Source organism: Ensifer sp. 38_S197 (assembly GCF_056924495.1).
The window spans coordinates 1303865-1327248 of sequence record NZ_JBXOVZ010000002.1; the positions used below are offsets into that span (position 1 = coordinate 1303865).

22 protein-coding genes and 1 pseudogene are annotated in these 23384 nt (G+C 64.4%); 10 read left to right on the forward strand and 13 right to left on the reverse strand.

Translation table 11 applies throughout. The annotated features are described in order from the left end of the window. Window positions 1-35 precede the first annotated feature (35 nt). The 5 genes from AC1Z3V_RS19445 to spdA form a co-directional block, all read right to left on the reverse strand. A complete protein-coding gene (locus AC1Z3V_RS19445) occupies window positions 36-1022 on the reverse strand; it encodes an aldo/keto reductase (RefSeq protein WP_483501178.1) in 987 nt (328 codons plus the stop codon). Between the two features lie 261 nt (window positions 1023-1283). Next, window positions 1284-1868, reverse strand: coding sequence for an IMPACT family protein (locus AC1Z3V_RS19450; protein ID WP_483501180.1), 585 nt, complete (start codon window positions 1866-1868; stop codon window positions 1284-1286). 359 nt (window positions 1869-2227) lie between these two features. After that, a complete protein-coding gene (putA, locus tag AC1Z3V_RS19455; protein WP_483501181.1) occupies window positions 2228-5935 on the reverse strand; it encodes a trifunctional transcriptional regulator/proline dehydrogenase/L-glutamate gamma-semialdehyde dehydrogenase in 3708 nt (1235 codons plus the stop codon). Window positions 5936-6220: 285 nt separating this feature from the next. Further along, a complete protein-coding gene (locus AC1Z3V_RS19460) occupies window positions 6221-6529 on the reverse strand; it encodes a YkgJ family cysteine cluster protein (RefSeq protein ID WP_483501183.1) in 309 nt (102 codons plus the stop codon). 39 nt (window positions 6530-6568) lie between these two features. Next, a complete protein-coding gene (gene spdA / locus AC1Z3V_RS19465) occupies window positions 6569-7375 on the reverse strand; it encodes a 2', 3'cyclic nucleotide phosphodiesterase SpdA (protein WP_483501184.1) in 807 nt (268 codons plus the stop codon). A gap of 196 nt (window positions 7376-7571) precedes the next feature. Here spdA and AC1Z3V_RS19470 point away from each other — a divergent pair, with 196 nt between their 5' ends. Next, window positions 7572-8606 carry a proline racemase family protein gene (locus AC1Z3V_RS19470; protein ID WP_223726310.1) on the forward strand — a complete coding sequence of 345 codons (1035 nt, stop codon included), beginning with the start codon at window positions 7572-7574 and terminating at the stop codon, window positions 8604-8606. A gap of 88 nt (window positions 8607-8694) precedes the next feature. On the opposite strand, the gene AC1Z3V_RS19475 is transcribed toward AC1Z3V_RS19470, so the two are convergent. Together AC1Z3V_RS19475 and AC1Z3V_RS19480 are read right to left on the reverse strand one after the other, a co-directional pair. After that, window positions 8695-9033, reverse strand: coding sequence for a tetratricopeptide repeat protein (locus AC1Z3V_RS19475; RefSeq protein ID WP_483504118.1), 339 nt, complete (start codon window positions 9031-9033; stop codon window positions 8695-8697). Continuing rightward, window positions 9010-9555 (reverse strand): annotated as a pseudogene (locus AC1Z3V_RS19480) (sel1 repeat family protein); the annotation flags it as partial. The pseudogene AC1Z3V_RS19480 and the gene AC1Z3V_RS19475, both read right to left, overlap by 24 nt. A gap of 214 nt (window positions 9556-9769) precedes the next feature. Here AC1Z3V_RS19480 and AC1Z3V_RS19485 point away from each other — a divergent pair. Continuing rightward, on the forward strand, window positions 9770-10393 hold the full coding sequence (locus AC1Z3V_RS19485) for a FecR family protein (RefSeq protein ID WP_483504119.1): 624 nt from the start codon (window positions 9770-9772) through the stop codon (window positions 10391-10393). Window positions 10394-10462: 69 nt separating this feature from the next. Here the strand turns inward: AC1Z3V_RS19485 and AC1Z3V_RS19490 are convergent, their stop codons facing one another. Together AC1Z3V_RS19490 and AC1Z3V_RS19495 are read right to left on the reverse strand one after the other, a co-directional pair. Then, window positions 10463-12316 (reverse strand): CHASE2 domain-containing protein, encoded by a 1854-nt coding sequence (locus tag AC1Z3V_RS19490; protein WP_483501186.1) that lies wholly within the window; start codon window positions 12314-12316, stop codon window positions 10463-10465. A 5-nt stretch (window positions 12317-12321) separates the two neighbouring features. Beyond that, window positions 12322-13026: a Crp/Fnr family transcriptional regulator gene (locus AC1Z3V_RS19495; RefSeq protein WP_429811120.1), complete on the reverse strand. Its 705-nt coding sequence runs from the start codon at window positions 13024-13026 to the stop codon at window positions 12322-12324. 263 nt (window positions 13027-13289) lie between these two features. Between AC1Z3V_RS19495 and AC1Z3V_RS19500 the strand changes: the two genes are divergently transcribed. Continuing rightward, window positions 13290-13712, forward strand: coding sequence for a DoxX family protein (locus AC1Z3V_RS19500; protein WP_483501188.1), 423 nt, complete (start codon window positions 13290-13292; stop codon window positions 13710-13712). Window positions 13713-13768: 56 nt separating this feature from the next. On the opposite strand, the gene AC1Z3V_RS19505 is transcribed toward AC1Z3V_RS19500, so the two are convergent. Together AC1Z3V_RS19505 and AC1Z3V_RS19510 are read right to left on the reverse strand one after the other, a co-directional pair. Then, a complete protein-coding gene (locus tag AC1Z3V_RS19505) occupies window positions 13769-14197 on the reverse strand; it encodes an RbsD/FucU family protein (protein WP_483501190.1) in 429 nt (142 codons plus the stop codon). Beyond that, entirely contained in the window at window positions 14197-15429 is a 1233-nt protein-coding gene (locus tag AC1Z3V_RS19510; protein WP_483501192.1) for an ROK family transcriptional regulator, read from the reverse strand. Before AC1Z3V_RS19510 ends, AC1Z3V_RS19505 begins: the two co-directional genes overlap by 1 nt. A 350-nt stretch (window positions 15430-15779) precedes the next feature. On the opposite strand from AC1Z3V_RS19510, the gene AC1Z3V_RS19515 reads away from it, so the two are divergent. The 7 genes from AC1Z3V_RS19515 (at window position 15780) to AC1Z3V_RS19545 (ending at window position 22490) form a co-directional block, all read left to right on the forward strand. Further along, a complete protein-coding gene (locus AC1Z3V_RS19515) occupies window positions 15780-16805 on the forward strand; it encodes a sugar ABC transporter substrate-binding protein (RefSeq protein ID WP_429811128.1) in 1026 nt (341 codons plus the stop codon). 242 nt (window positions 16806-17047) lie between these two features. Next, window positions 17048-18133, forward strand: a complete 1086-nt coding sequence (locus tag AC1Z3V_RS19520; RefSeq protein WP_429811130.1) for an ABC transporter permease — start codon at window positions 17048-17050, stop codon at window positions 18131-18133. Then, window positions 18133-18915, forward strand: coding sequence for an ATP-binding cassette domain-containing protein (locus AC1Z3V_RS19525; RefSeq protein ID WP_429811132.1), 783 nt, complete (start codon window positions 18133-18135; stop codon window positions 18913-18915). Before AC1Z3V_RS19520 ends, AC1Z3V_RS19525 begins: the two co-directional genes overlap by 1 nt. After that, complete coding sequence (locus AC1Z3V_RS19530) at window positions 18912-19532, forward strand: nucleoside triphosphate hydrolase (protein ID WP_483501194.1); 621 nt, start codon at window positions 18912-18914, stop codon at window positions 19530-19532. The genes AC1Z3V_RS19525 and AC1Z3V_RS19530 overlap by 4 nt, the downstream gene beginning before the upstream one ends. Before the next feature lie 183 nt (window positions 19533-19715). Further along, the gene (pyrC, locus tag AC1Z3V_RS19535) at window positions 19716-20753 is read left to right on the forward strand and encodes a dihydroorotase (protein ID WP_483501196.1); all 1038 of its coding nucleotides are present in this window, start codon (window positions 19716-19718) and stop codon (window positions 20751-20753) included. Window positions 20754-20779: 26 nt separating this feature from the next. After that, window positions 20780-21472 carry an orotate phosphoribosyltransferase gene (locus tag AC1Z3V_RS19540; protein ID WP_429811138.1) on the forward strand — a complete coding sequence of 231 codons (693 nt, stop codon included), beginning with the start codon at window positions 20780-20782 and terminating at the stop codon, window positions 21470-21472. 91 nt (window positions 21473-21563) lie between these two features. Further along, a complete protein-coding gene (locus AC1Z3V_RS19545; RefSeq protein ID WP_483501198.1) occupies window positions 21564-22490 on the forward strand; it encodes a carbohydrate kinase family protein in 927 nt (308 codons plus the stop codon). A gap of 6 nt (window positions 22491-22496) precedes the next feature. Here AC1Z3V_RS19545 and AC1Z3V_RS19550 read toward each other — a convergent pair whose 3' ends face one another. Both AC1Z3V_RS19550 and AC1Z3V_RS19555 read right to left on the reverse strand, forming a co-directional pair. Beyond that, window positions 22497-22712, reverse strand: a complete 216-nt coding sequence (locus tag AC1Z3V_RS19550) for a helix-turn-helix domain-containing protein (protein ID WP_429811142.1) — start codon at window positions 22710-22712, stop codon at window positions 22497-22499. Between the two features lie 3 nt (window positions 22713-22715). Beyond that, entirely contained in the window at window positions 22716-23270 is a 555-nt protein-coding gene (locus AC1Z3V_RS19555; RefSeq protein ID WP_483501199.1) for a hypothetical protein, read from the reverse strand. Window positions 23271-23384 lie beyond the last annotated feature (114 nt).

The following is a 23384-nucleotide window of genomic DNA, read 5'->3' on the forward strand; positions in this document are numbered from 1 at the left end:
CCTTGATCGCGCTCGCCTGTCGGCGGGGGCGTCAGTTACCAGCGGTGATGAACATGAACCTTCACCAGTCGCTCGTAAACTGCGGCGATCGCGGCCTTGGTTTGATCGTCGATGGCGGCGAGCCCGCTGGCAGCGGCATTGGATTGCGCCTGCGCCTCGTTGCGGGCGCCGGGAATGACGACCGAGACTGCCTGCTGCTCGAGGATCCAGCGCAGCGCGAACTGTGCCATCGGCACGCCTGTGGGCACCAGTGGGCGGAGCTGCTCGACCGCCTCCAGCGCCGCTTCGAACGGTACGCCGGCAAAGGTCTCGCCGACATCGAAGGCCTCGCCGTGCCGGTTGAAGTTGCGATGGTCGTCGGCAGCAAAGGCGGTTTCGCGGGTGATCTTGCCGGAAAGCAGTCCGGAGGCGAGCGGCACGCGCACGATGACGCCGACATTCTTGTTCCGCGCCTCGGCAAAGAACAGTTCATGCGGTCGCTGGCGGAAAATGTTGTAGATGATCTGCACCGTGGCCACGCCCGGGTATTCGATTGCCTTCAGCGCTTCCTCCACCTTTTCGACCGACACGCCGTAGTGCCGGATCTTGCCCTTGGTGATGAGCCGATCCAGGGCTGCGAACAGCTCCGGGCGATAGTAGACCTCGGTCGGCGGGCAATGGAGCTGCACGAGGTCGAGCGTCTCGACGCCGAGATTGGCGAGGCTGCGATCGATGAAGGCCTCGATGTTTTCGCCCGTGTAACCTTCCGCGACATGTGGGTTGAGCCGGCGGCCGGCTTTGGTCGCAACGAAGGGCTTGTCGCCGCCGCGCTCCTTCAATACGGCCGCGATGATCTTCTCTGACCGACCGTCGCCATAGACATCGGCCGTGTCGACGAAGGTCACGCCGGCATCGAGTGCGGCATGGAGCGCGCGCTTGCCGTCCGCCTCGCTGACATCGCCCCAGGAGCCGCCGATCTGCCAGGCGCCGAAGCCGATCTCGGAAATGGTGGCGCCGGTCTTGCCAAGAACTCTCGTCTTCATGGTGCTGTCTCCTGTTGTGCGTCGTCGATCATAGCTGGGGTGGAGCGCTTCTAAAGCATGTGCGCAGTTTTGCGATAGCGACATGCGAACTATCAAGAACTTAAAGCGCAAGGCGCGAATCCGAAAGATCGCGACGCGCTTTGGTATGACGAGCTCGATCGAGTAAATGAGAGCGCCAGGTGCAGCGGGAAACCGCATACAGTTTTCGCTGGCGGTTCTCTGGCGGCTCGATGTCGATTGTTGGGCGCTGTGCTGACGGGCTCAATCGTCCAGCGAGACCACGGCCTTGCCGCGGCTGAGATCGACGACCATCGCGAGGATCGCCTCCGCCTCATCCTTGCGCAGGTTGACGGTCAGAATCGGGCCCTTGTCCGTAAAGCTCTCGCCGGCAATGGTCACGTCGCGGGCAAGAAGCCGCGCCTTCACCAGCGCCATGTCGGAAAAATCGACGGCAACGGTCGCGCGCACGGTTTCGATCATCTCGATCTTTTCCGCCGCCCTGAGACAGAGCGCCGCCGTGCCGCCATAGGCGCGCACCAGGCCGCCGCTTCCGAGCAGGATGCCGCCGAACCAGCGCGTCACCACGACGGCGACGCGGTCGAGCTCCTGGCCGTCGATCGCCGCCAGGATCGGCTTGCCGGCCGTGCCGCTCGGCTCGCCGTCGTCGCTGAAGCGATAGGCCTGGCCGATGCGCCAAGCCCAGCAATTGTGGTTGGCCGTGGGGTCGGAGTGGGAGGCGAGAAAGTCCTTCGCTGCCTGTTCGTCGGCAACCGGCGCTGCGATTGCCAGAAACCGGCTCTTCTTGACGTCCTGGGTTGCCGTTTCCGTGCGCTTGAGGGTGAACATGGCCGCTTCCGTTTTGTCATTGCTGATAACGGATTGAGGGCAATTGCGCCACCACGGTTTGGGTGGGTCGTGGGCTTGGCTGATGAACGGATCGCAGCGAACTTTCCCGACCCCTCATTTCTGTGCTCGTCACAGAAATCCAGTCACGGCGCGTCTGCGCCGTGAGGAGACTCGTTTGTGCGCATTTTACAGATACGGTTCTTTCGCGCCGCCGAGGCGGCGCGGCTGGATCTCTGTGACAAACATAGAGATGACGAGGAGAGGTGCGGGGCCAAGGCCATGCAAGCGGCGTGGCCCAATCCTCCATCGCCTCTCCCGCCTTCGGGAGAGGCATCCTTGTTCCGCGGACGCGGCCCTAATCAGCCGATCGCCATCAGGCTGGCATTGCCGCCGGCGGCCGCCGTGTTGATCGAGGTCGAGACCTCCTCGAGCAGCCAGTTCAGGCAATAGGTGTCGGGGTTCTTGCTGATCTCCTCGGTCGAAGCCGCCTGGACGAGAACCAGCGGGCCCGGCAGGCCTGCGATCGCCTTGCCGACCTCGCGCACCCGTGCGCCGTCGCCTTCGACGAGTGCACCGGCGAAGGGGCCGTCCGCCGCCCAGTCCTTCGACCAGGAGAGGCGTGCGGCGACGCTCGCCGGCACGTCCTTCAGCGCGGCCTGCAGGCCGGAAGCGGCATCGACGACGACGGTGTTGCCGGTGGCAAGGGCGGCGCCGAGCTGGTGATAGAGGCCGGTTTCCGTCGCCGGAACCAGGAGCACGCGGCCACGCGGATGCAGCGCATAGAGGTTGCGCTCGCCGACCGGTCCCGGAAGCTCGGAGTTGAGGCCAAGCGCGGAATTGCTGCCGGCGGTGCGGGCAGCTTCGGCTTCGGCTTTCGCGCCCTTGCCGTCGAGCCACTTGGCGAAGTCGAGCAGCGCCGGATCGGTATGGACCGAGCTGTGCTGCGGCGGCACCGGTGCGGTCGCGACTAGGCGGCCGAGATAGAGCGGGCCGCCGGCCTTCGGGCCGGTGCCGGAGAGGCCGCGGCCGCCGAAGGGCTGGACGCCGACGACAGCGCCGATGACGTTGCGGTTGACGTAGAGGTTGCCCGCCTTCACCCGTGCCGTCACATGGGCGATCGTCTCGTCGAGGCGCGTGTGCAGGCCGAAGGTGAGGCCGTAGCCGGTGGCGTTGATGTCGTCGATCAGCCGGTCGAGATCGTCGCGGCGGTAGCGGATGACGTGCAGCACCGGACCGAAGACTTCGCGCTTCAGGTCCGAGAGCTTGTCGAGCTCGATGATCGTCGGCGGCACGAAGGTGCCCTGTTCGGTCTCCGACGCAAGGCCGATCTGCTCGACCTTGCGGCCGAGGCCGCGCATGGCGTCGATGTGCTTCTCGATGATGCCCTTGGCCTCAGCGGTGATCACCGGGCCGACATCGACCGACAGCCGGTCGGTGCGGCCGATCTTCAGTTCATGCAGCGCGCCCTTCAGCATCGAAAGCGTGCGCTCGGCCACGTCTTCCTGCAGGCAGAGAACGCGCAGCGCCGAGCAGCGCTGGCCAGCGCTGTCGAAGGCCGAGGCGATGACGTCGCCGACAACCTGTTCGGCAAGCGCCGAGCTGTCGACGATCATGGCGTTCTGGCCGCCGGTCTCGGCAATCAGCGGGATCGGTCGGCCAGCCGGCGACAGCCGGTCGGCAAGCTGCGCCTGGATCAGGCGCGCGACTTCGGTCGAGCCGGTGAACATCACGCCGGCGATTTCCGGCGCGGCTACCAGGGCCGCACCGATGCGGCCGTCGCCGGGGAGCAGTTGCAGCGCGGCGGCGGGAACGCCGGCCTCGTGCAGGATGCGCACGCCTTCGGCGGCAATCAGCGGGGTTTCCTCGGCAGGCTTGGCCAGCACCGGGTTGCCGGCAACGAGTGCCGCGGCAATCTGGCCGGTGAAGATCGCCAGCGGGAAGTTCCACGGGCTGATGCAGACGATGGGCCCAAGTGCCTTATGGGCCGGGCCGAGGGTGCGGCGCGTCTGTTCGGCGTAGTAACGCAGGAAGTCGATCGCCTCGCGCACTTCGGCAATGGCGTTCGGCAGCGACTTGCCGGCTTCGCGGGCGATGAGGCCGAGCAGGGTCGGCATGCGCGCCTGCATCAGGTCGGCAGCGCGCGTGAGGCAGGCGGCGCGCTCGGCCGGCGAGACGGCAGCCCAGCTTGCGGCCGCCTCGGCGGCAAGGGTCACGGCCTGGCGGGCGTCGGCCTCGGAAGCCTCCGTCACCGAGCCGACCACGTCGCGGTGGTCGCCGGGGTTGACGACGGCGCGCGTTTCGCCGGACGCGGTGCCCGTTGCCAGTTGCGGAACGGCTCTCCAGTCGACGGCAGCGCTGGCCTGCAGCGCTGCGGTCAGCGAGGCAAGGCCCGCTTCGTTCGAGAGATCGAGACCGGCGGAATTGCGGCGCGCTTCGCCGAAGAGATTGTCGGGGAGCGCGATCTGGTCGTGCGGTGCGCCGACGACGGGCATGGCGCGTACGATCTCAACCGGATCGGCGATGAGCTCGTCGACAGAGACCTTCGGATCGGCGATGCGGTTGACGAAGGAGGAGTTCGCGCCGTTTTCGAGCAGGCGGCGAACGAGATAGGCAAGCAGCGTCTCGTGCGTGCCGACGGGCGCATAGATGCGGCAGGGGCGGTCGAGATTGCCCTTGCCGACCACTTCGTCATAGAGCGGCTCGCCCATGCCGTGCAGGCACTGGAACTCGTACTTGCCGACCTTGAAGTCCTTGCCGGCCATTTCATAGATCGTCGCCAGCGACTGCGCATTGTGGGTCGCGAACTGCGGGAAGATCACGTCGGTCGCGGCCAGCAGCTTCTTGGCGCAGGCGATATAGGAGACGTCCGTGTAGATCTTGCGGGTATAGACCGGGAAATCTTCGAGACCCTCGAGCTGGGCGCGCTTGATCTCGGCGTCCCAATAGGCGCCCTTGACGAGGCGCACCATGATGCGGCGGCCGGCACGGCGCGCGAGGTCGATGATGAAATCGAGCACGAAGGGGCAGCGCTTGCCATAGGCCTGGACGACGAAGCCCATGCCGTTCCAGCCGGCGAGGTCCTTGTCGAGGCACAGTTCTTCGAGCAGGTCGAGCGAGAGTTCGAGGCGGTCGGCTTCCTCGGCGTCGATGTTGAGGCCGATGTCGTATTTCTTGGCGATGACGGCGAGCGCCTTCACCTTGGGCAGCAGCTCGCTCATGACGCGCGACGCCTGGGCGCGGGAATAGCGCGGGTGCAGCGCCGAAAGCTTGATCGAGATGCCCGGACCCTCATAGATGCCGCGGCCGGCGGATGCCTTGCCGATGGCGTGGATCGCCGCCTCGTAGTCGCGGTAGTAGCGCTCCGCGTCGGCCGCTGTCGTCGCCGCTTCGCCGAGCATGTCGTAGGAGTAGCGGAAGCCCTTCTGTTCGAGCGCGCGCGAGCGGCGCAGCGCCTCGTCGATTGTCTCGCCGGTCACGAACTGTTCGCCCATCATGCGCATCGCCATATCGACGCCGCGGCGGATGACCGGCTCGCCGCAACGGGCGATCAGGCGCGTCAGCGCGGCGGAAAGGCTGCGGTCGTTGACGGTCGAGGTGAGCTTGCCGGTGACGACGAGGCCCCAGGTGGCGGCGTTGACGAACAGCGAGCGGCCGCCGCCGATATGCGACTTCCAGTCGCCGTCGGCGATCTTGTCGCGGATCAGTGCGTCACGCGTCGCCGTGTCCGGAATGCGCAGCAGCGCTTCGGCCAGGCACATCAGCGCCACGCCTTCCTGGCTCGAGAGCGAATATTCCTGCACCAGACCTTCGACGCCGGAGCCCTTGTGCTTGGCGCGCAGCGCCTCGATCAGCTTGCGCGCGGTCTTGGCGGCCGCCTGGCGGGTTGCGGCAGGCAGCGTCGCCGCTTCGACGAGTGCCGGCAGCGCCTCGGTTTCCGGGCGACGGTAGGCGGCGGTGATTGCCTGGCGAAGCGTGCTCTGCGGTCGCACCGGCGGAGCGAACTCGGCGAAGGGAGCCTGCGGCGCGCCGGTCTCGGTCGTGATCTTCTGAAGCGGTGTCTGGCTCATCGAGCGCTATCCTCCGGGAAGCGGTTTCCAAGGGCGCGGCGCGCCCCCGATCGTGGGCGGAAAATACGCTTCCTTCCGCCGTACATCCATCCGGCAAATTTCGTGTTTGGCGGAATGTTTCACCGTTCCATTGGCACGTCGCCGTAAGGAATGCGGAATCTTTGCTAAACTGCCGGATGATCCTAGTTCATGGTTCCTCAAATCCTGGCCGATTTAAGGATAAAACATGCAACCAAAGTGCTACAGCGACCTTCGCGCGTCTGATAAGGCGCGCGGCGCTGTAGATCACGCCGCTTTGCCGAAATGCCTTTCGCGCGCCATCAGGCACTCGTCGTCGCCGGGCATGCAGGTGCGGCAGACGATCGGTCGGATGGCGTAGATCTTGCACGATACGTGTTCGCCGAGCTTACCGCCGAGCGCACAGCAACGATCGTCCTCGCAGCGCATGCCCCCGAGATCGGCGGAAACATATTCCGCCGGGATCAGGTCGAGTTCCTCGTCCGTCTCCAGCGAGAAGCGCGGCCAGTCGGCCGAATAGGCACAACAGGCGCCGCAGCTTTGGCAGTCGAAGCTCTCGTCGGTAGATTGGGTCATGCGCCAAACTAGCATGAAGGCCGGCGGTCCGAAATGGCCTCACGCGATGGCGGCGTCCCGGCGGGCGATCTCGTAGTCTTCGGTATGGACCAGCACGCCGTCGTCGGTCACCACGGCGATGCCGTAGGCCGCCGGTTCATCGACGGACAAGGAGGCGTCGGGTGCGTCGAAGGGCATAGGCTGCTGGTGCACCGGGCTCTTGAAGATCGAGAAGGGAATGCCGCGGGAGGAGCCGCTGATCGTGCGGTGCACGTGACCGGCGAAGATATGGCGGACGTTGGAATGCCTTTTGACGAGATCGTAGAACTCGGTCTCATTGGCGAGCCGGATCATGTCCATGCCGGTAAAGCCCGTCCTGTGTGGCGGGTGATGCATGAACAGCAGCGCCGGTTTGTCGCCGGCGTCGGCAAGCTGCCGGTCGAGCCAGGCGAGCCGTTTGGCACAGAGAACGCCCGCATGGCTGGTAGGGTAATCATAGGGTGGGGCAAAGAGCGTATCGAGCAGGATGGCGCGGCAGTCCGGGAAATCGATTGCCTGCTGCACGAACCCGTTCTCGTCCGTCACGGCGTCGGGGAAGGCGTCGAGAAAAACCTCGCGTCGGTCATGGTTGCCGATGGTGATGGCGACCGGCGGCACGAGCTGATCGATGAGTCGCTTCAGCCGTTCGTAGGAGGCGCGATCGGCGTAGTGGGTGAGATCGCCGGTAAAGATCACCCGGTCGGCGTCCGCATGGTAGCGGTTGACGTGTTCGATGCCGGTGGCGAGGCGTTGGTAGGGATCGAGGCCGATGATCGTCGTGCCTTCGGGCACCATGTGAAGGTCGGTAAAGATGATCAGCTTTGTCATGGAGATCCAGAAGGTTGCGTCGCGAATGGCTCAAGCTGTCGCGCGGCGTTTGATGCGTCAAGCGGCAACTTCGGGGCGACTCTCAAGCACTGGCGGTTTTCCTTGCGGCGGCTCCCGGAAAGCGCTAATGCAAGCGCATCTGATATATCAGCCATGATCGCCGATAGGGCGATGGCAAGCGAGTTGGAGAAACGGCATGCGGTGGAAGCGCACGATCCAGTTGCTGGACGTTCATTGCGAGGGTGAGATCGGCAAGGTCGCGATCGGCGGCGTGCCGAAAATCCCGGGAAACTCGATCGCCGAGCAGCTCAACCACATCAACACGGTCGATGACAGCCTGCGCCGGTTCCTCTGCCTCGAGCCGCGCTCCGGCTCGATCGGCTCGGTCAACCTGCTGGTGCCGCCGAAGCGCCCGGAAGCCGATGCCGGTTTCATCATTCTCCAGGCCGACCAGGCGCATGCCATGTCCGGCTCGAATTCGATCTGCGTCACGACCGCCCTGCTCGAATCCGGCATCATCGAGATGAAGGAGCCGGAGACGGTGGTAATGCTCGACACAGCCTCCGGTCTCGTCAAGGCGACCGCGACCTGCCGCGACGGCCGTTGCGAGAAGGTGAAGCTGACGATGGTTCCGTCCTTCGTCCATGAGCTCGACGTCGAGGTCGATACGCCGAAGTGGGGCAAGATCAAGCTCGATCTCTGCTACGGCGGCATCTTCTATGCACTGGTCGACGTCGGCCAGATCGGCACCACGATCGACAAGGCGAACGCCCGCGAGATCGTCGAGGCCGGTATGATCCTGAAGGATATCGTCAACCGCACGATCCCCGTCGTCCATCCGGAAATCCCGGAGATCAAGGGCGTCGCCTATGTCATGTTCCGCGATGTCGAGCCTGATGGCACGATCCGGACCTGCACCACCATGTGGCCGGGCCGCGTCGACCGCTCGCCCTGCGGCACGGGCAGCTCGGCCAATCTCGCGACGCTGCATGCGCGCGGTAAGGTCAAGGTCGGCGACGTTCTGAAGTCGCGCTCGATCATCGGGTCGGAATTTGAGGTGGGTCTCGAAGGTGTCACGACGGTTGCCGGCCGCGAAGCGATCATCCCGACGATTGCCGGCCGCGGCTGGACCTTCGGGCTGCATCAGGTGGCGCTCGATCCGTTCGATCCGCTGGCCGACGGCTTTGCGCTCACCGATACCTGGGGGCCCCAGGCCGGCGAGATCCGCTAACCAGCCCAATCTCCTCCTCTTAAACGAAAACACGGGCCGAAGATCCCAGTGATCTCCGGCCCGCGTGGCCCTTGGGAGGCGTGTTGGGTTACTTGATGCGGCTGGTCTTGCCGAGCATGGCGGTCTGGAAGGCGTCGTTGCCGTCGAGTTCGGCAAGCTTCCGTTCGGCAAACGCGTCGCCTTCGTTGGCAGCCTTGCGGAAGATCGCGCGGGCTGCCGGGATGTCCTTCGCGATACCTTCGCCGTGCTCGAGCATCAGACCGAGATTGACCATGGCATCGACATTGCCGCGGTTGGCCGCCAACCGGTAGAATTTGGCGGCCTTGCTGTTGTCTTCCGGGACCAGCTTGCCTTCGTCCAGCATGACCGCGAGGTTGAAGGCGGCGACGTCGTCGCCGGCGAGCGATGCCCGTTCGAACCACTCGATCGCCAGCTTGCCGTTGACCGGCGTGCCCATGCCGTCACGATAGGAAACGCCGAGATTGTAGGCGGCGAGAATATTGCCGGCTGCAGCGGCCTTCTGGTTCAGCGCGAATTCGGCTGTCGTGTCGCCCTGCTCGCCCAGGAGAACGGCATAGTTGGTCATCGCCAGCGCGTGGCCGTGTTCGGCGGCTTCGCCGAGAATACGCATTGACTGAGCTTTCTGGCCGGCCTTGTCGAGTACGCGGGCCAGTTGGAATTCGGTGCGAGCGCCGCTCTTCTGGTTATAGGCCTCGCGGCAGGCAGAAAGCGCCACGCCGATCCTGATGTCCTCGGTGGCAACGGCCGGGAAGGCCTGATTGCGCTGCAGGTCGAAGATGCTGCCGGCCTCGCGGTCGCAGACGTCGGCGGCGGAGAGCTCGGCAGCACGTGCCGACGGAAGCGCGATCGCCGCGACAGCCAGCAGGCTGACGACCGCCAGCAGCAGTGCGTTGATGATGCCGGTACCGGATGTGCTGCGCTTTTCCATGAGGCTCTCCCCTTGTCTTGACGGTGAATTTATCCGCGCCTGCCAGGTCGGGCTGTTCCGGGGGTAACAGCCCGACAACGAAAGCTCTGGCGAACTGCTGGACGATCATCGGGACACGGCGCGCGAGCCGGCTTGCATCCGGGAATGCCGGGGCTATCCTCGAATGTCGCAACGCTCAAACGGGAGAGGGGCAATGGAAAACCTGGCCGCGCCGATGCGCAAGATGCTGGTGAGCCGACGCGTTGTCGTTGGTGGCCTGTTGCTGACGGCGGCGGGCGGCGGCATCGCCACCTCCTGGGCAAGCCCTTCACTTGGCGAGGCAACCGAGGTCCGCGGCGATGTGCGACGGAAGCAGGCGCAAAAGGACGAGCCGCTGACGGTCGGTAGCCAGCTTTACGAGAACGACCGCGTGCACACGAATGCCGAGAGCTACGCGACCTTGCGCCTCGGTACGGACACGCGCGTGCTGCTCGGCGCCGAGACCGAGCTGCTCGTCGATAGTTTCATCGCCGGTCAGGGTGGCACGCTCGAACTCGGAACAGGGCGCATGGTCTTCGATCGGCCCGAGGGGCTGCCGAAGGTCGATGTGGCGGTCCGCACCGCCTTCGGCATGATCGGCGTGCGCGGCACCAAATTCTTCTGCGGACCGAGCCGAGCCGCATTTGCCGTTTTCGTCGAACATGGAAGCGTTTCGGTCGCGCGTGGCGGGGTGACCCGGATCGTGGCTGCGGGGCAGGGGGTGGAGTTTCATCGCCGCGGTGAAGCCCCAAGCGAGCCCGTCAACTGGGGCGAGCCGCGTATCACGGAAGCCTATGCCAGCGTCGGCCTGACACGTTGAGTTGACGCAATCGCGAAAACCGGTCCGCTATTACTGGAGCCGCACTGAGACGCGCGGCCAGCCGTCGCCTCAGTCCGCAACCGTGAACAATTCCATCGTCGAAAAGCCGCGGATTTCGTGGCTGCCGAGGCGGCGGAGCGGCCGCTTGCTTTCCGCCGCGGCAGCAGGCCCGACGCAGATGGCGGTGCCGAGGAACTTGTTCGCCTCCTGCAGGCGCGCGGCCAGATTGATCGCGTCGCCATGAGCCGTGTAGTCGAGCTTGCCGCCGGCGCCGACTTCACCGACAACGGCCGGTCCGGTCTCGACGCCGATCCGGGTTCTGCCGAAAGAGTTGGCCGCGAACTGCGGACGCCGGCGCATCTCTTCCGTCAGCGCGTGGATCGCCTTGGCGCAATCGATGGCCCGGTCGACATGTTCGGGGAGATCCTCGGGCGCATTGAAAAACGCGTGCACCGCATCGCCCACCACCTTGTCGACCATGCCGCCATGCGCCGCCACCAGCGCATTGACCTCGGCAAAGTAGATGTCGAGCAAGGCAATGAGGTCCCGCGGCTTCAGCCTCTGCGACAGGGAGGAAAAACTCTCGATATCGGTGAAGAGCGCTGTCACCTGCCGTTCCTCGCCGGCCACGCGTGTAAGCCCGGGATTGTCGATGTAGCGGGCGACGACCGATTGCGGCAGGTATTGCGAGAATTTCTGCCGCGCCGCCGCTTCGGCTCGCCGCACGCGAGCAAATTGCAGCACGCTCGTCACCGCCAGGACGACGGCGAGGGCGACCGAGATGCCGACCGCATCGATCAGCCAGCCGCTGGCGCCATAGATAACCGCCGCTGCCGCGACGACGGCGGCGACCGCACCGAGGCCAAGGGCTGCCGATACCAGCGGTCGAAGGCGAGCGGCGGCGTAGGCAACGGCGAGGCTGGCGAGAAACGCGATGCCGGCTTCGGCGAGCGGAAGTCGATCGTCGCGCTTCGGTATGAAGCCGGTCAGGATCGCGTTGGCGATATCCGCGTGGATCTGCACCGAGGGCTCGAGCGGCATCGAGGCGCTGGGCCGTAAGCCCCCGAGGTTCGGCAGGCTGCTGCCGATGAGCACGAGCTTGCCTGCGAAGCGGTCCGCTGCCGCCTTGCCGGACAACACGTCGGCGGCGGAAACGGTGCGGGCGGCGAGCCGGTCCGCGGCACTTGCGGCGAAGCGCAGGCTGCCGGTTTCGTCGAGCGCGATCACCTGTCCGTCGAGGCGCAGCCAGGCGGGCTCGCCACCGAGGATCGGCGTGCCGGCTCCACGCATCAGTCGTGTCGCCTCGACCGCCAATGTCGGAAAAGCGTCGTTGCCGAGGATGGCATAGGCCTGCACCCGGCGGATCCGCGCGTCTTCGTCACCAACGAGAAACGAGGCCGCTGCCGCTTTCGCGCGGTCCATGAACGCGGCACAGGAGGTTTCGGCGCCGTCGAGAAACCAGAGCTCGGGCGGGGTGAAGGGCCGGCTCAATGCCAGCGGCGGTACCGGCCGCGGCTGCTCCTGGACCGTATCGGCGATCAGAAAGCCGAGAACGACGGGGACGCGTCCAAGCGCGGAGGCGAGGGCTGTATTGCCGTCACTGGCCGGGTTGCAATCGGCGCTGAAGACGAAGTCGACCGCCACAGCCTTGGCGCCCGCCGTCGCAAGCCGCGATAGAAGTTCGGCGGTTGCCGTCCTGTCCCAGGGGCGCGATTGGTTGGCCTGGCGGTCGATGTCGACGACAACGATGTCAGGCGACTGCGGCGCGGGAATCCATTGTGTCAGGCTGTCGAAGAACAGCTCGCGCTGCGTTTCGAACACCGATTCGGCAAAAAGATAGAGGGCGACGGCAACCAGCAAGCTCGTCAGGAACCCGCCGGCAAGCGGAGTGAAACGCAATTGCCGGCGCGGCTCAGAGGCCATGCGGTCTAGTCCTCCTCCGGATCGGCAATGCTCTGCAGGCGGCCGACTTTGCAGGCGATGATGCCGTCGCTCCGCTTGATTGCGCCGCTCTCCTCCAGCCATTGGATGGCGCGGTTGACCTTCGGCCGGCTCGCGCCGAGCACACCGGCAATGTCCGTCTGGCTCATGGTCAGCCGGAGATTGGCGCTTTCCGGCAATTCGTTGCCGTGGATCTGTCGGAGCGTCGCGAGAAAGAAGCGCGCGACGCGGGCGTTGAGATCGTAGAGCGCGATGGTCTCCAGCCGCTCCGTCGTGTCGCGCAATTGTGCGCAGAGGAAGCGGATGACGGCCTCTGCTGCCTCCGGCCGATTGGTGACGATATCGAGAAAGGCCTTCTTGCCGATCACGTAGCCCTCGGAGGCGGTCATCGCCGTGGCATCGGCGGAGCGTGTCTGGCCATCAAGCACCGCCATCTCGCCGAAGATCGCGCCGGCTTCGTGCTGGCGCAGCATCAGCTCGCGGCCCTGTGGGGTGATCAGCGAAAGCTTGATGCGCCCGGAGATGACGACGATCATGTAGTTGCCTTCGTCGCCCCGTTGGAAGATGACCGTGCCGGCCGGCCACTTCCTGTAGGTCGCGATGTCGGCGAGCTCGGCAATGGTATTCTTGTCGAACTCTTCAAAGATCGGAAACGAGCGCCAGAATGTCGGGCTCCGGTTGATTTCGTTCATGACATGACCCCGCGCGCGGCGTCCCCTGCCGCGCCGAAATTCTTCGCCCAGCCGCTTCGTCCTTGCAATAGAAAAGAACGATACGGCGACTATGTAGTTCCAAGTTCGTCCGCGGATAAACGAGAGAACGTTGAGCTCGAAGGTTGACGATGCCGGCCGATCGTTTCATTTTCGTGAACGATCTGTCGCCCGCGGAGCGGCTAGATGAATTTGAAAATGCTGATACTTCTGTTGCCAACACCCGTTTCTCACAGGAGCCTCGCATGCCTCAGAATGTTGTCGTCCTCGTCGGACGCGTCCTGCTCTCTATCATGTTCATCATGTCCGGTTTCAGCAAGCTGATGGACCCGTCGGGCACGGCCCAGATGATCACCGGCGCCGGCTGGCCGGCACCGACCGCACTCGCCTACCTTGCCGGCCTCTTCGAACTGGTCGCCGGTCTTGCCGTGCTCGTCGGCTTCCAGACGAAGATTGCTGCCTACCTCCTGGCAGCGTTCAGCCTGGTCACGGCTTTCGCCTTCCACAGCGGCGGGATCAACATCCCGAACTTCCCGCCGGAAGCCAATGGCCTGCTGACCGTCTTCAACGGCCTGATGATGATGAAGAACATCGCGATCGCCGGCGGTTTCCTCGTGCTCGCCGCCTTCGGCCCCGGCGCTCTGTCGGTCGACAAGCGCGGCGCCTGATAGCGCATCACCGCAATCACAGAAAGCCCGTCGGTCGCCGGCGGGCTTTTCGCGTTTCAGGGATAGATCACGCCCTTGCGCAGGATGACGTTGCCGTAAAGCCGGGGCTCGCTGGTCTGGACCACCGTATGCGCCGCCCTGACTCGCGGATAGAAATCCGCGCCGAGCAGGGGAACGACCTGGCGGTCCGGCTCGTGTCGGCCGCAGCATTCGATGATCTCGCGGTGCACCGGATCGAGCGCGTCCTTGTCCTGCTTGACCGTGGCGCGGAAGATTGCCGCCGGCACGAAATCGTCGATCGGCAGCACGCTGAGGATCGCGTCGAGCACCGGGATCAGCGGGTGCCCGTCGAGGCGGACCAGCCGGCGCGCATGTTCCTGGCCCGGATAGTTGCCGTCGACCAGCGCGATTTCATCGCCGTGCCCCATGGCCCGGAGTGTCGCGAGCAGTTCGGGACTGAGGATCGGGTTTAGTCCTTTCAGCATCAGCCGAGCTCCTTGAAGAGGACGTTGGTGTCGAGCAGGTAACGGGAGAAAAGTGGCAGGCTGGCGCCGCCAATGGCGCGTGCGTGGCTGCCGACCAGGCCTTCCACCAGTTCCGGAATGGTCACGCCCTGGAGGTCGAGCTCGTGGAGTGCCTTGCGCGTGGCGGCGAGCAAACGGGCCCGGACCCAGGGCGGGAAGCCGCCGTCGATGACGACGGCGGAGAAGTCGACGATCGAGACGGCGGAGACGACCGCCTGGGCAAGTGCCGCGCCGCAGTCGTCGATCCAGATGTCGAGCGGCTCGCCGAAGTCGATCCAGTCGTCGGCCGAGTACCAGAGCGGTCGCGGATCGATGCCGCGTTCGCGCAGCAGGTTCTCGAGTACGAAGACCGAGGCGATCTTGAGGAGCTGAATGGTCTTGCCGTCCTTGCCCGAGACCGGCAGAGGGCCCACGGCGCCGGCGGTGCCGGTGCGTCCGGAAAAGAGTGCGGAGTTGAGGACGACGCCGCCGCCGATGAACGAGCCGATGTAGAAATAGACGAAATCCGGATAGCTGGCGCCGACGCCGAAGGCGAGTTCGGCGCCGCAGGCGCTGGTACCGTCGTTCTGCAGGAAGACCGGATAAGTCGTGCGCGCCGCGACCGCTGCCTGCAAATCGACATCGCGCCACTTGTTCATTTCTTCGCGCGGCGCTCCAACTTCCTCCGCCCAGTTCCAGAGCTCGAAGGGTGTCGCAATTCCGATGCCGGCAATCCGCTTGCGCTGGTCGGGGTTGAGCTGCAGTTCAAGCTTCGTCATGCCTGAAATGATGAAGTCGACGAGATCGCCCGGCAACGGATAGGCGTGCACATGGTGCAGCTGCAGCCGGATCGTGCCGACGAAATCCATCAGCACGAGATCGGCGCTGCGCCGGCCGATCTTTACGCCGAAGGAAAAGACCGCGTCGGGATTGAGGCGCATCGGCGTCGAGGGTTGTCCGACCTTGCCGCGCACGGGGTCGCCCTTGATCAGCAGGCCATCGCTTTCAAGGGCGCGCATGATCACCGAAACGGTCTGCGCCGAAAGACCGGAACGCCGGGCGATGTCGGCTTTGGAGAGGCCGCCGTGACGCCTGACCAGCGACATGACCAGGCGCTCGTTGTAAGCGCGAACGCGCGTTTGATTGGCACCACCGCTCGGGTCGATGACCTCAGGTTGCGTCGGTCCCCGATCGGAACCGTCTGTCAGTGACATGCCACCGTCTCCTCCCGTTGGCATCGATTTTCATATGTTAGAGCGAGGTGCGAGCGGAAAACCGTAAACACTTTTCCTCATCACGCTCTGGTGCCCGCTTGGCGCAGGTCTGTTGTTTCCGCTTGTCGCGCCCCTGTCAATTTGCCTTACGCTCCGATCCCAGGGTGACGTGCGGTCATCGCAAGAATGCCACATCGAAATAATAATTCAATTTGATTTATTTATTGACACCCCGGAAATTTAGTGTTTGTTTTTGTCTCGGAAGCGCCAATTGCAGCGGAGGACAATGCTGCGTCGGCGAGGCCTGGGCCGGTCCGCCGGCACGATTTTTCAATCCTTGGGAGGATTTCATGAAGAAGACCATTCTTTCCGCTGCCTTCGGCGCGCTGTCGCTCGGCGTCGTCTTCGCTGCGCCGGCCAAGGCTGCCGATGTCAGCGCCTGCCTGATTACCAAGACCGACACCAACCCGTTCTTCGTCAAGATGAAGGAGGGCGCGACCGCCAAGGCCAAGGAACTCGGCGTGACGCTGAAGGCCTATGCCGGCAAGATCGACGGCGACCATGACAGCCAGGTGGCTGCGATCGAATCCTGCATCGCCGACGGCGCCAAGGGCATCCTGATTGCCGCTTCCGACACCAAGGCGATCGTCGACCAGGTGAAGAAGGCGCAGGACGCCGGTCTTCTGGTGATCGCGCTCGACACGCCCTTGGATCCGGCGACCGCCGCCGATGCCACCTTTGCCACCGACAACCTGCTCGCCGGCAAGCTGATCGGCCAGTGGGCCGCTGCCACCATGGGTGACGGTGCGAAGTCCGCCAAGGTCGGCTTCCTCGACCTGACGCCGTCGCAGCCGACCGTCGACGTCCTGCGCGACCAGGGCTTCATGATGGGCTTCGGCATCGACCCGAAGGATCCGAACAAGATCGGCGACGAAGACGATCCGCGCATCGTCGGTCATGACGTCACCAACGGCAACGAAGAAGGCGGCCGCAAGGCGATGGAAAACCTTCTGCAGAAGGATCCCGACATCAACGTGATCCACACGATCAACGAGCCGGCCGCCGTTGGCGCCTACCAGGCGCTGAAGGCCGTCGGCAAGGAAAAGGACGTGCTGATCGTCTCGGTCGACGGCGGTTGCCCGGGCGTCAAGTCGGTCGCAGAAGGCGTCATCGGCGCCACCTCGCAGCAATACCCGCTGATGATGGCCGCACTCGGCATCGAGGCGATCAAGAAGTTCGCCGATACCGGCGAGAAGCCGAAGCCGACCCCAGGCAAGGACTTCTTCGACACCGGCGTTTCGCTCGTTACCGACAAGCCGGCTGCCGGCGTCGAATCGATCGACACCAAGGTCGGCACGGAGAAGTGCTGGGGCTGATCGCCTCCGCTCTTCGGACGCAAGCCAGCAACGGAAGGGCGGCCCCGGCCGCCCTTCGCGTAAGCGCCGATGTCTTTGACAAGGCGATAAAAACCGCGCAGCTTCTTGCGAGCGTGCAAATGCCCGCGACGTTGATGGGCGGGCCACGCGCCACAGCGCCACGCGCCGGTTCGATGCGTGAAAAGTCGCTGTAATACTTTGATCTCAACCCCTTGGGAGCGGGGTTCACGGGAGGAAGGTCCATGGGCGAGCCCAACACAGCCGCACAGCCATCCCAGGAATTCGAAAAAGTCCTGGTCAACAGTTCGACGCAGGTCGCGTCATTCGACACGCATGACAAGACCGCGATCCAGAAAATCCAGCATTTCCTGCATTCGACCCCGGCCGCCGTGCCGTTCATCGTGCTGGTCGCTGCGATCCTGATCTTCGGTATTGCGATCGGCGGGAAGTTCTTCTCGTCCTACACGCTGACCCTCATCCTCCAGCAGATCGCCATCGTCGGCATCCTCGGTGCGGCGCAGACCCTGGTGATCCTGACGGCCGGCATCGATCTTTCGATCGGCGTGATCATGGTGCTTTCGGCCGTGATCATGGGCAATTGTGCGGTGACCTACGGGCTTCCGGCACCGCTCGCGATCCTGATTGGCCTCGGCGTCGGCAGCGCCTGCGGCTTCCTGAACGGCTTCCTCGTCTCGCGTCTCAAGCTGCCGCCCTTCATCGTCACGCTCGGCACCTGGTACGTGATCATGTCGACGAACTTCATCTATTCGGCGAACGAGACGATCCGCGAGGCCGACGTCGCCGCCGTTACCCAGATGCTACATGTCTTCGGGGTCAGCTTCAAGGTTGGCTCCGCGGTGCTGACGCTCGGCGTCATCACCATGGTCGCCCTCGTCTTCGGCCTCTGGTACGCCCTGAACCATACCGCCTGGGGCCGCCACCTCTATGCCGTCGGCGACGATCCGGAAGCGGCGAAACTCTCGGGTATCCGCACCAGCCGCGTGCTCTTGAGCGCCTATACGCTGGCCGGCCTCATCGCCGCGCTCGCCGCCTGGGTCTCCATCGGCCGAAACGGCTCGATCTCGCCCTCCGCCGCCGTCACCGACTACAACCTTCAGGCCATCACCGCAGCGGTGATCGGCGGCATCTCGCTCTTCGGCGGCCGAGGCTCGATCCTCGGCACCCTGATCGGCGCGATGATCGTCGGCGTCGTTTCCATGGGCCTCAACATGCTGGGCGCCGACCCGCAATGGAAGGTCTTCCTCACCGGCGTGTTGATCATCTCGGCCGTCGCCATCGACCAGTGGATCAGAAAGGTAGCTGCCTGATGACACAGGAACCCATTCTCACCGCCCGCGGCCTCGTCAAGCGCTACGGTCGCGTCACCGCCCTCGACCATGCCGATTTCGACCTCTATCCCGGCGAAATCCTCGCCGTGATCGGCGACAACGGCGCCGGCAAGTCCTCGATGATCAAGGCGATCTCCGGTGCGATCACGCCCGACGAGGGCGAGATCAAGCTCGAGGGGCAGCCGATCAACTTCCGCTCGCCGATGGATGCGCGCGCCGCCGGCATCGAGACGGTCTACCAGAACCTGGCGCTGTCGCCGGCGCTGTCGATCGCCGATAACATGTTCCTCGGCCGCGAGATCCGCAAACCCGGCATCATGGGCAAGCTGTTTCGCACGCTCGACCGTTCGGCGATGGAAAAGATGGCGCGGGCAAAGCTCTCCGAGCTCGGGCTGATGACCATCCAAAACATCAACCAGGCGGTGGAAACGCTGTCCGGTGGCCAGCGCCAGGGCGTTGCCGTTGCCCGCGCCGCCGCCTTCGGATCCAAGGTGGTGATCATGGACGAGCCGACCGCAGCGCTCGGCGTCAAGGAAAGCCGGCGGGTGCTGGAACTGATCCTCGACGTGCGCGCCCGCGGCCTGCCGATCGTGCTGATTTCGCACAACATGCCGCATGTGTTCGAAGTGGCCGATCGCATCCATGTCCACCGCCTTGGCAAGCGGCTCTGCGTCATCAATCCGAAGGAGCATACGATGTCGGATGCGGTCGCCTTCATGACGGGGGCGAAGGAGCCGCCGCGCGAGGCGCTTGCGGCATGAATGTCCAGCCGATCGCAAACGAAATCCTGAAACGGGCGGCCGGCGCCGCCCGTTTCGTCGTCGCCATTGCCGGCCCGCCCGGTGCCGGCAAGTCGACGCTTTCGGACGCGCTCGCCGAGACACTGGTCGCCGGGGGTGAGAAGGCGGCGGTGCTGCCGATGGACGGCTTCCACATGGACAATGCCGTTCTGGAGGAAAAGGGCCTGCTCCCCCGCAAGGGAGCGCCGGAGACCTTCGATGTCAGGGCCTTCCTGTCGACGATTGCGGCGGTTCGCGCCAATGACGGCGAAGTGCTGGTTCCGGTCTTCGACCGCTCGCGCGAGATCGCCATCGCTTCCGCCCGCATTGTGGCGCCGGAGACGCGCATCATCCTGGTGGAGGGCAATTATCTGCTGCTCGACGAGGCGCCCTGGAACCGGCTCGAAAATGCCTTCGATTTCTCGATCTTCATCAATCCCGGCATCGAGGAACTGGAGCGGCGGCTTTTGAAGCGGTGGTACGATCACGGCTATGACGAGGAGGCGGCGAAGCGCAAAGCCCTCGGCAACGACATCCCGAACGCGCATCGCGTGGTCGGCCGTCAGCGGCCTGCCGATCTGGTGCTGACGGATTTCTGAGCGATGGTCGGATTGCGGATTGTGTTTCCGGGCGCATTGGTGATATCGAGACGCGGTTCCACCACATGAGTAACCGCCCGCGACCCGCACCTGCCGGCTGCAAAGCTGCGCGCGTGGATCGGGCGCGAGCCTGGAGCGGCGGTTTTCCGTCTGCGCCTGCTCTGACCTAGGAGAACGCTGACCATGCAAGACCTCGTTATCCGCCGCCCGGATGATTGGCACCTTCACCTGCGCGACGGCGACATGCTGAAGGGCGTCATCGCCGATACCAGCCGCCATTTCGCCCGCGCGATCATCATGCCCAACCTGGTGCCGCCAGTCGTGACGGTCGCGGATGCCGCAGCCTATCGCGAGCGCATCCTGGCCGCGCTTCCCGCGGGCGACCGGTTCGAGCCGCTGATGACGCTCTATCTCACGGAAGGCACGGATCCTGACGACGTCGAGGCCGGCCACAAGAGCGGCCTCGTCAAGGCGGTCAAGCTCTACCCCGCCGGCGCCACGACGAACTCGCACAGCGGCGTTCGCAATATCGACAAGGCGATGCCGGTGCTGGAGCGCATGGCGAAGATCGGCCTGCCGCTCTGCGTGCATGGCGAGGTCACGACGTCCGATGTCGACATCTTCGATCGCGAGGCCGTGTTCATCGAGACCGTGCTCGATCCCTTGCGCAAGCGCCTGCCGGAACTGAAGGTGACGATGGAACACGTCACCACCAAGGACGGCATCGATTACATCAAGGCCTCCAGGGCGAACCTTGCCGGCTCGATTACCACCCATCACCTGATCATCAACCGCAACGCCATCCTCGTCGGCGGGATCAAGCCGCACTACTACTGCCTGCCGGTCGCCAAGCGCGAGAACCACCGCCTGGCACTGCGCGCCGCCGCGGTTTCCGGCGACAAGCGCTTCTTCCTTGGCACCGACTCGGCACCGCATGTCGATCCGTTGAAGGAATGCGCTTGCGGCTGTGCCGGCATCTACACCTCGATCAACACCATGAGCTGCCTGGCGCATGTGTTCGAGGAGGAGCGCGCGCTCGACAAGCTCGAAGCCTTTGCCTCGCTGAACGGTCCTGCCTGGTATGGCCTGCCGGTCAACGACGAGACGATCACGCTGCGCAAGCAGGCTGAAGCCGTCACCTATCCCAAGAAGATCGAGACCGGCGCCGGTCTGGTTACCGTGTTCGATCCGATGTTCCCGCTCCATTGGGCCGTCGTCTGATCGCTTTAGTTTTGAAGGAGAGTTTGATGTTTTCCAACGCGTTCACCGACAAGGCCGTGATGGCCGAGCTGGTCGCCAAGATGCTCTGGGAGATCAAGGCCGTACACTTCCGCGCCGATGAGCCCTACAAGCTCTCGTCCGGCATGGCGAGCCCCGTCTATATCGACTGCCGCAAGCTTATCTCCTACCCGCGCATCCGTTCGGCGGTGATGGATTTTGCCGCAGCGACCATCCTGCGCGAGGCCGGTTTCGAGAAGTTCGACGTGGTCGCCGGTGGCGAAACCGCCGGCATTCCCTTTGCCGCCATGCTTGCCGAACGCCTCGGCCTGCCGATGATCTACGTCCGCAAGGCGCCGAAGGGCCACGGCCGCAACGCCCAGATCGAAGGCCATATGCCGGAAGGCGCGCGCGTGCTCGTCATCGAGGACCTGACGACGGCCGGCGGGTCGATGTTCAAGTTCATCGATGCCATTCGCGCGGCCGGCGGCATCGTCGACCACGGCATTGCGCTGTTCTACTACGACATCTTCCCGGAGGCGGTCGGCGAGATGAAGGGCAAGGGCGTCGACCTGCATTGGATCGCCACCTGGCGCAACGTCCTTGCGGTTGCCCGCGAGCAGGCGCTGTTCGACGAGAAGACGCTGAGTGAGGTCGAGGCTTTCCTCAATGCGCCGCTCGCCTGGTCGGGCCGCAACGGCGGCGTGAGCGCGCTGGCGTAAAATTCGACGAGGCCCCGGTGCCGCCGGGGCGTCGCAACGCCTGAGCTACTCTTTTTAAATCGATTGAAGTGTCATTGAGGAGGAAAAGCCGATGATCGTATGTTGCGGTGAAGCGCTGATCGACATGTTGCCGCGGGACACGACCGCGGGCGAGAGCGCCTTTGCGCCCTATGCCGGCGGCGCGATCTTCAATACGGCCATCGCGCTCGGTCGCCTCGGTATTCCCACCGGCTTCTTCACCGGTCTTTCCGACGACATGTTCGGCGATATCCTGCGCGAGACGTTGAAGGCGGCGAATGTCGATTTCGGTCCCTGTGCGACGCTCTCGCTGCACACGACGCTCGCCTTCGTCAAGCTGGTCAACGGCCACGCCAGTTACGCCTTCTTCGACGAGAACACCGCCGGCCGGATGATCACGCGCGAGCACCTGCCGGCGCTGGGTGATTTCTGCGAGGCGCTGCACTTCGGCGCGATCAGCCTGATCCCCGAGCCCTGCGGCTCGACCTACGAGGCGCTGATGACGCGCGAGCACGAAAAGCGGGTGATCTCCTTCGACCCGAACATCCGTCCCGGTTTCATCAAGGACAGGGACGCCCATCTGGCGCGCATGAACCGCATGGCGGCGATGTCCGATATCATCAAGTTCTCCGACGAGGATCTCGCCTGGTTCGGCATGGAAGGGAGCCACGACGACCTCGCTGCCGAATGGCTGAAGCGCGGGCCGAAGCTGGTGCTGATCACCAAGGGTGCCGACGGCGCCGTCGGCTATACGGCGCGCCACAAGGTCGAGGTTGCCGGCGAAAAGGTGACGGTGGTCGACACGGTCGGTGCCGGCGATACCTTCGATGCCGGCGTGCTGGCGTCGCTGAAGCTCAGCGGTCTCCTGACCAAGGCCGACGTTGCCGCTCTCGGCGAAACCGCGGTCCGTAACGCGCTGGCGCTCGGCGCCAAGGCAGCTGCGGTCACCGTCTCGCGCGCCGGCGCAAATCCGCCGTGGAAGCACGAAATCGGTCTCTGAGCTTTCTTATTCTTCCGGGTCCGGGCGATACTCCAGGATATCGCCCGGCTGGCAGCCGAGCGCGGCGCAGATCTTTTCCAGCGTATCGAAGCGCACGCCTTTCACCTTGCCCGATTTCAGCAGCGAGATGTTCTGCTCGGTGATCCCCACCTGTTCGGCGAGGTCGCGTGAGCGGACCTTCCGTTTCGCCAGCATGACATCGAGATTGACGACGATCGGCATGCGCTAGACGAAGCTCCTGTTCTCCGCTTCGACCCCCGAAGCGATGACGACGACGTGGCCAAGGCCGACGACCAGGCCGGCCATCAGCAGCACGATCATCGTGCCGCCATTGATGTCGAAGATCACCGCATGTCCCGTGGCGCCCGGGTTGTCGTAGGTGACGGCCAGGATGCCGATGCCGTTGCTGATCGTCAGGGACAGAGCTCCCGCAAGCGCGGTCAACCCCACCCGCCGCAACAGCACGCCATTGCGGCCGGAGAGAATCTCCCCGCGCTGGAAACTGTCGAAAAGCTGCCAGGCGAAGGCGAGGCCGGCAATAACGAGCGCATTGTTGATGGCAGTCAGGAAGATGACCGTGGCGATGGCGCGGTAGGAAAGGGTAATCGCCCCCACGCGGGGGAAGACGATATCACGAATGCCCTGCTCGAAACCCTGTCGGTCGAAAAAGATCTGCCAATGCATATAGACGACGGCCGAGCAGAACACCGCGCCACCCAATAGGATCATGAGCTTCATGAAGCGGCTGAGCTTGCGCAGCCTCTCAGCGGAGTCCGTCATGAAAATTCCTTTATCGTTTTTGCTTGTATTTTTATCGTAAGACAATAAGTAATTCTCGTCAATTGTGAGCTTGGTGGCGTGCCATATCTGTTCGCTTTTCCGAAAAAGTGCTGG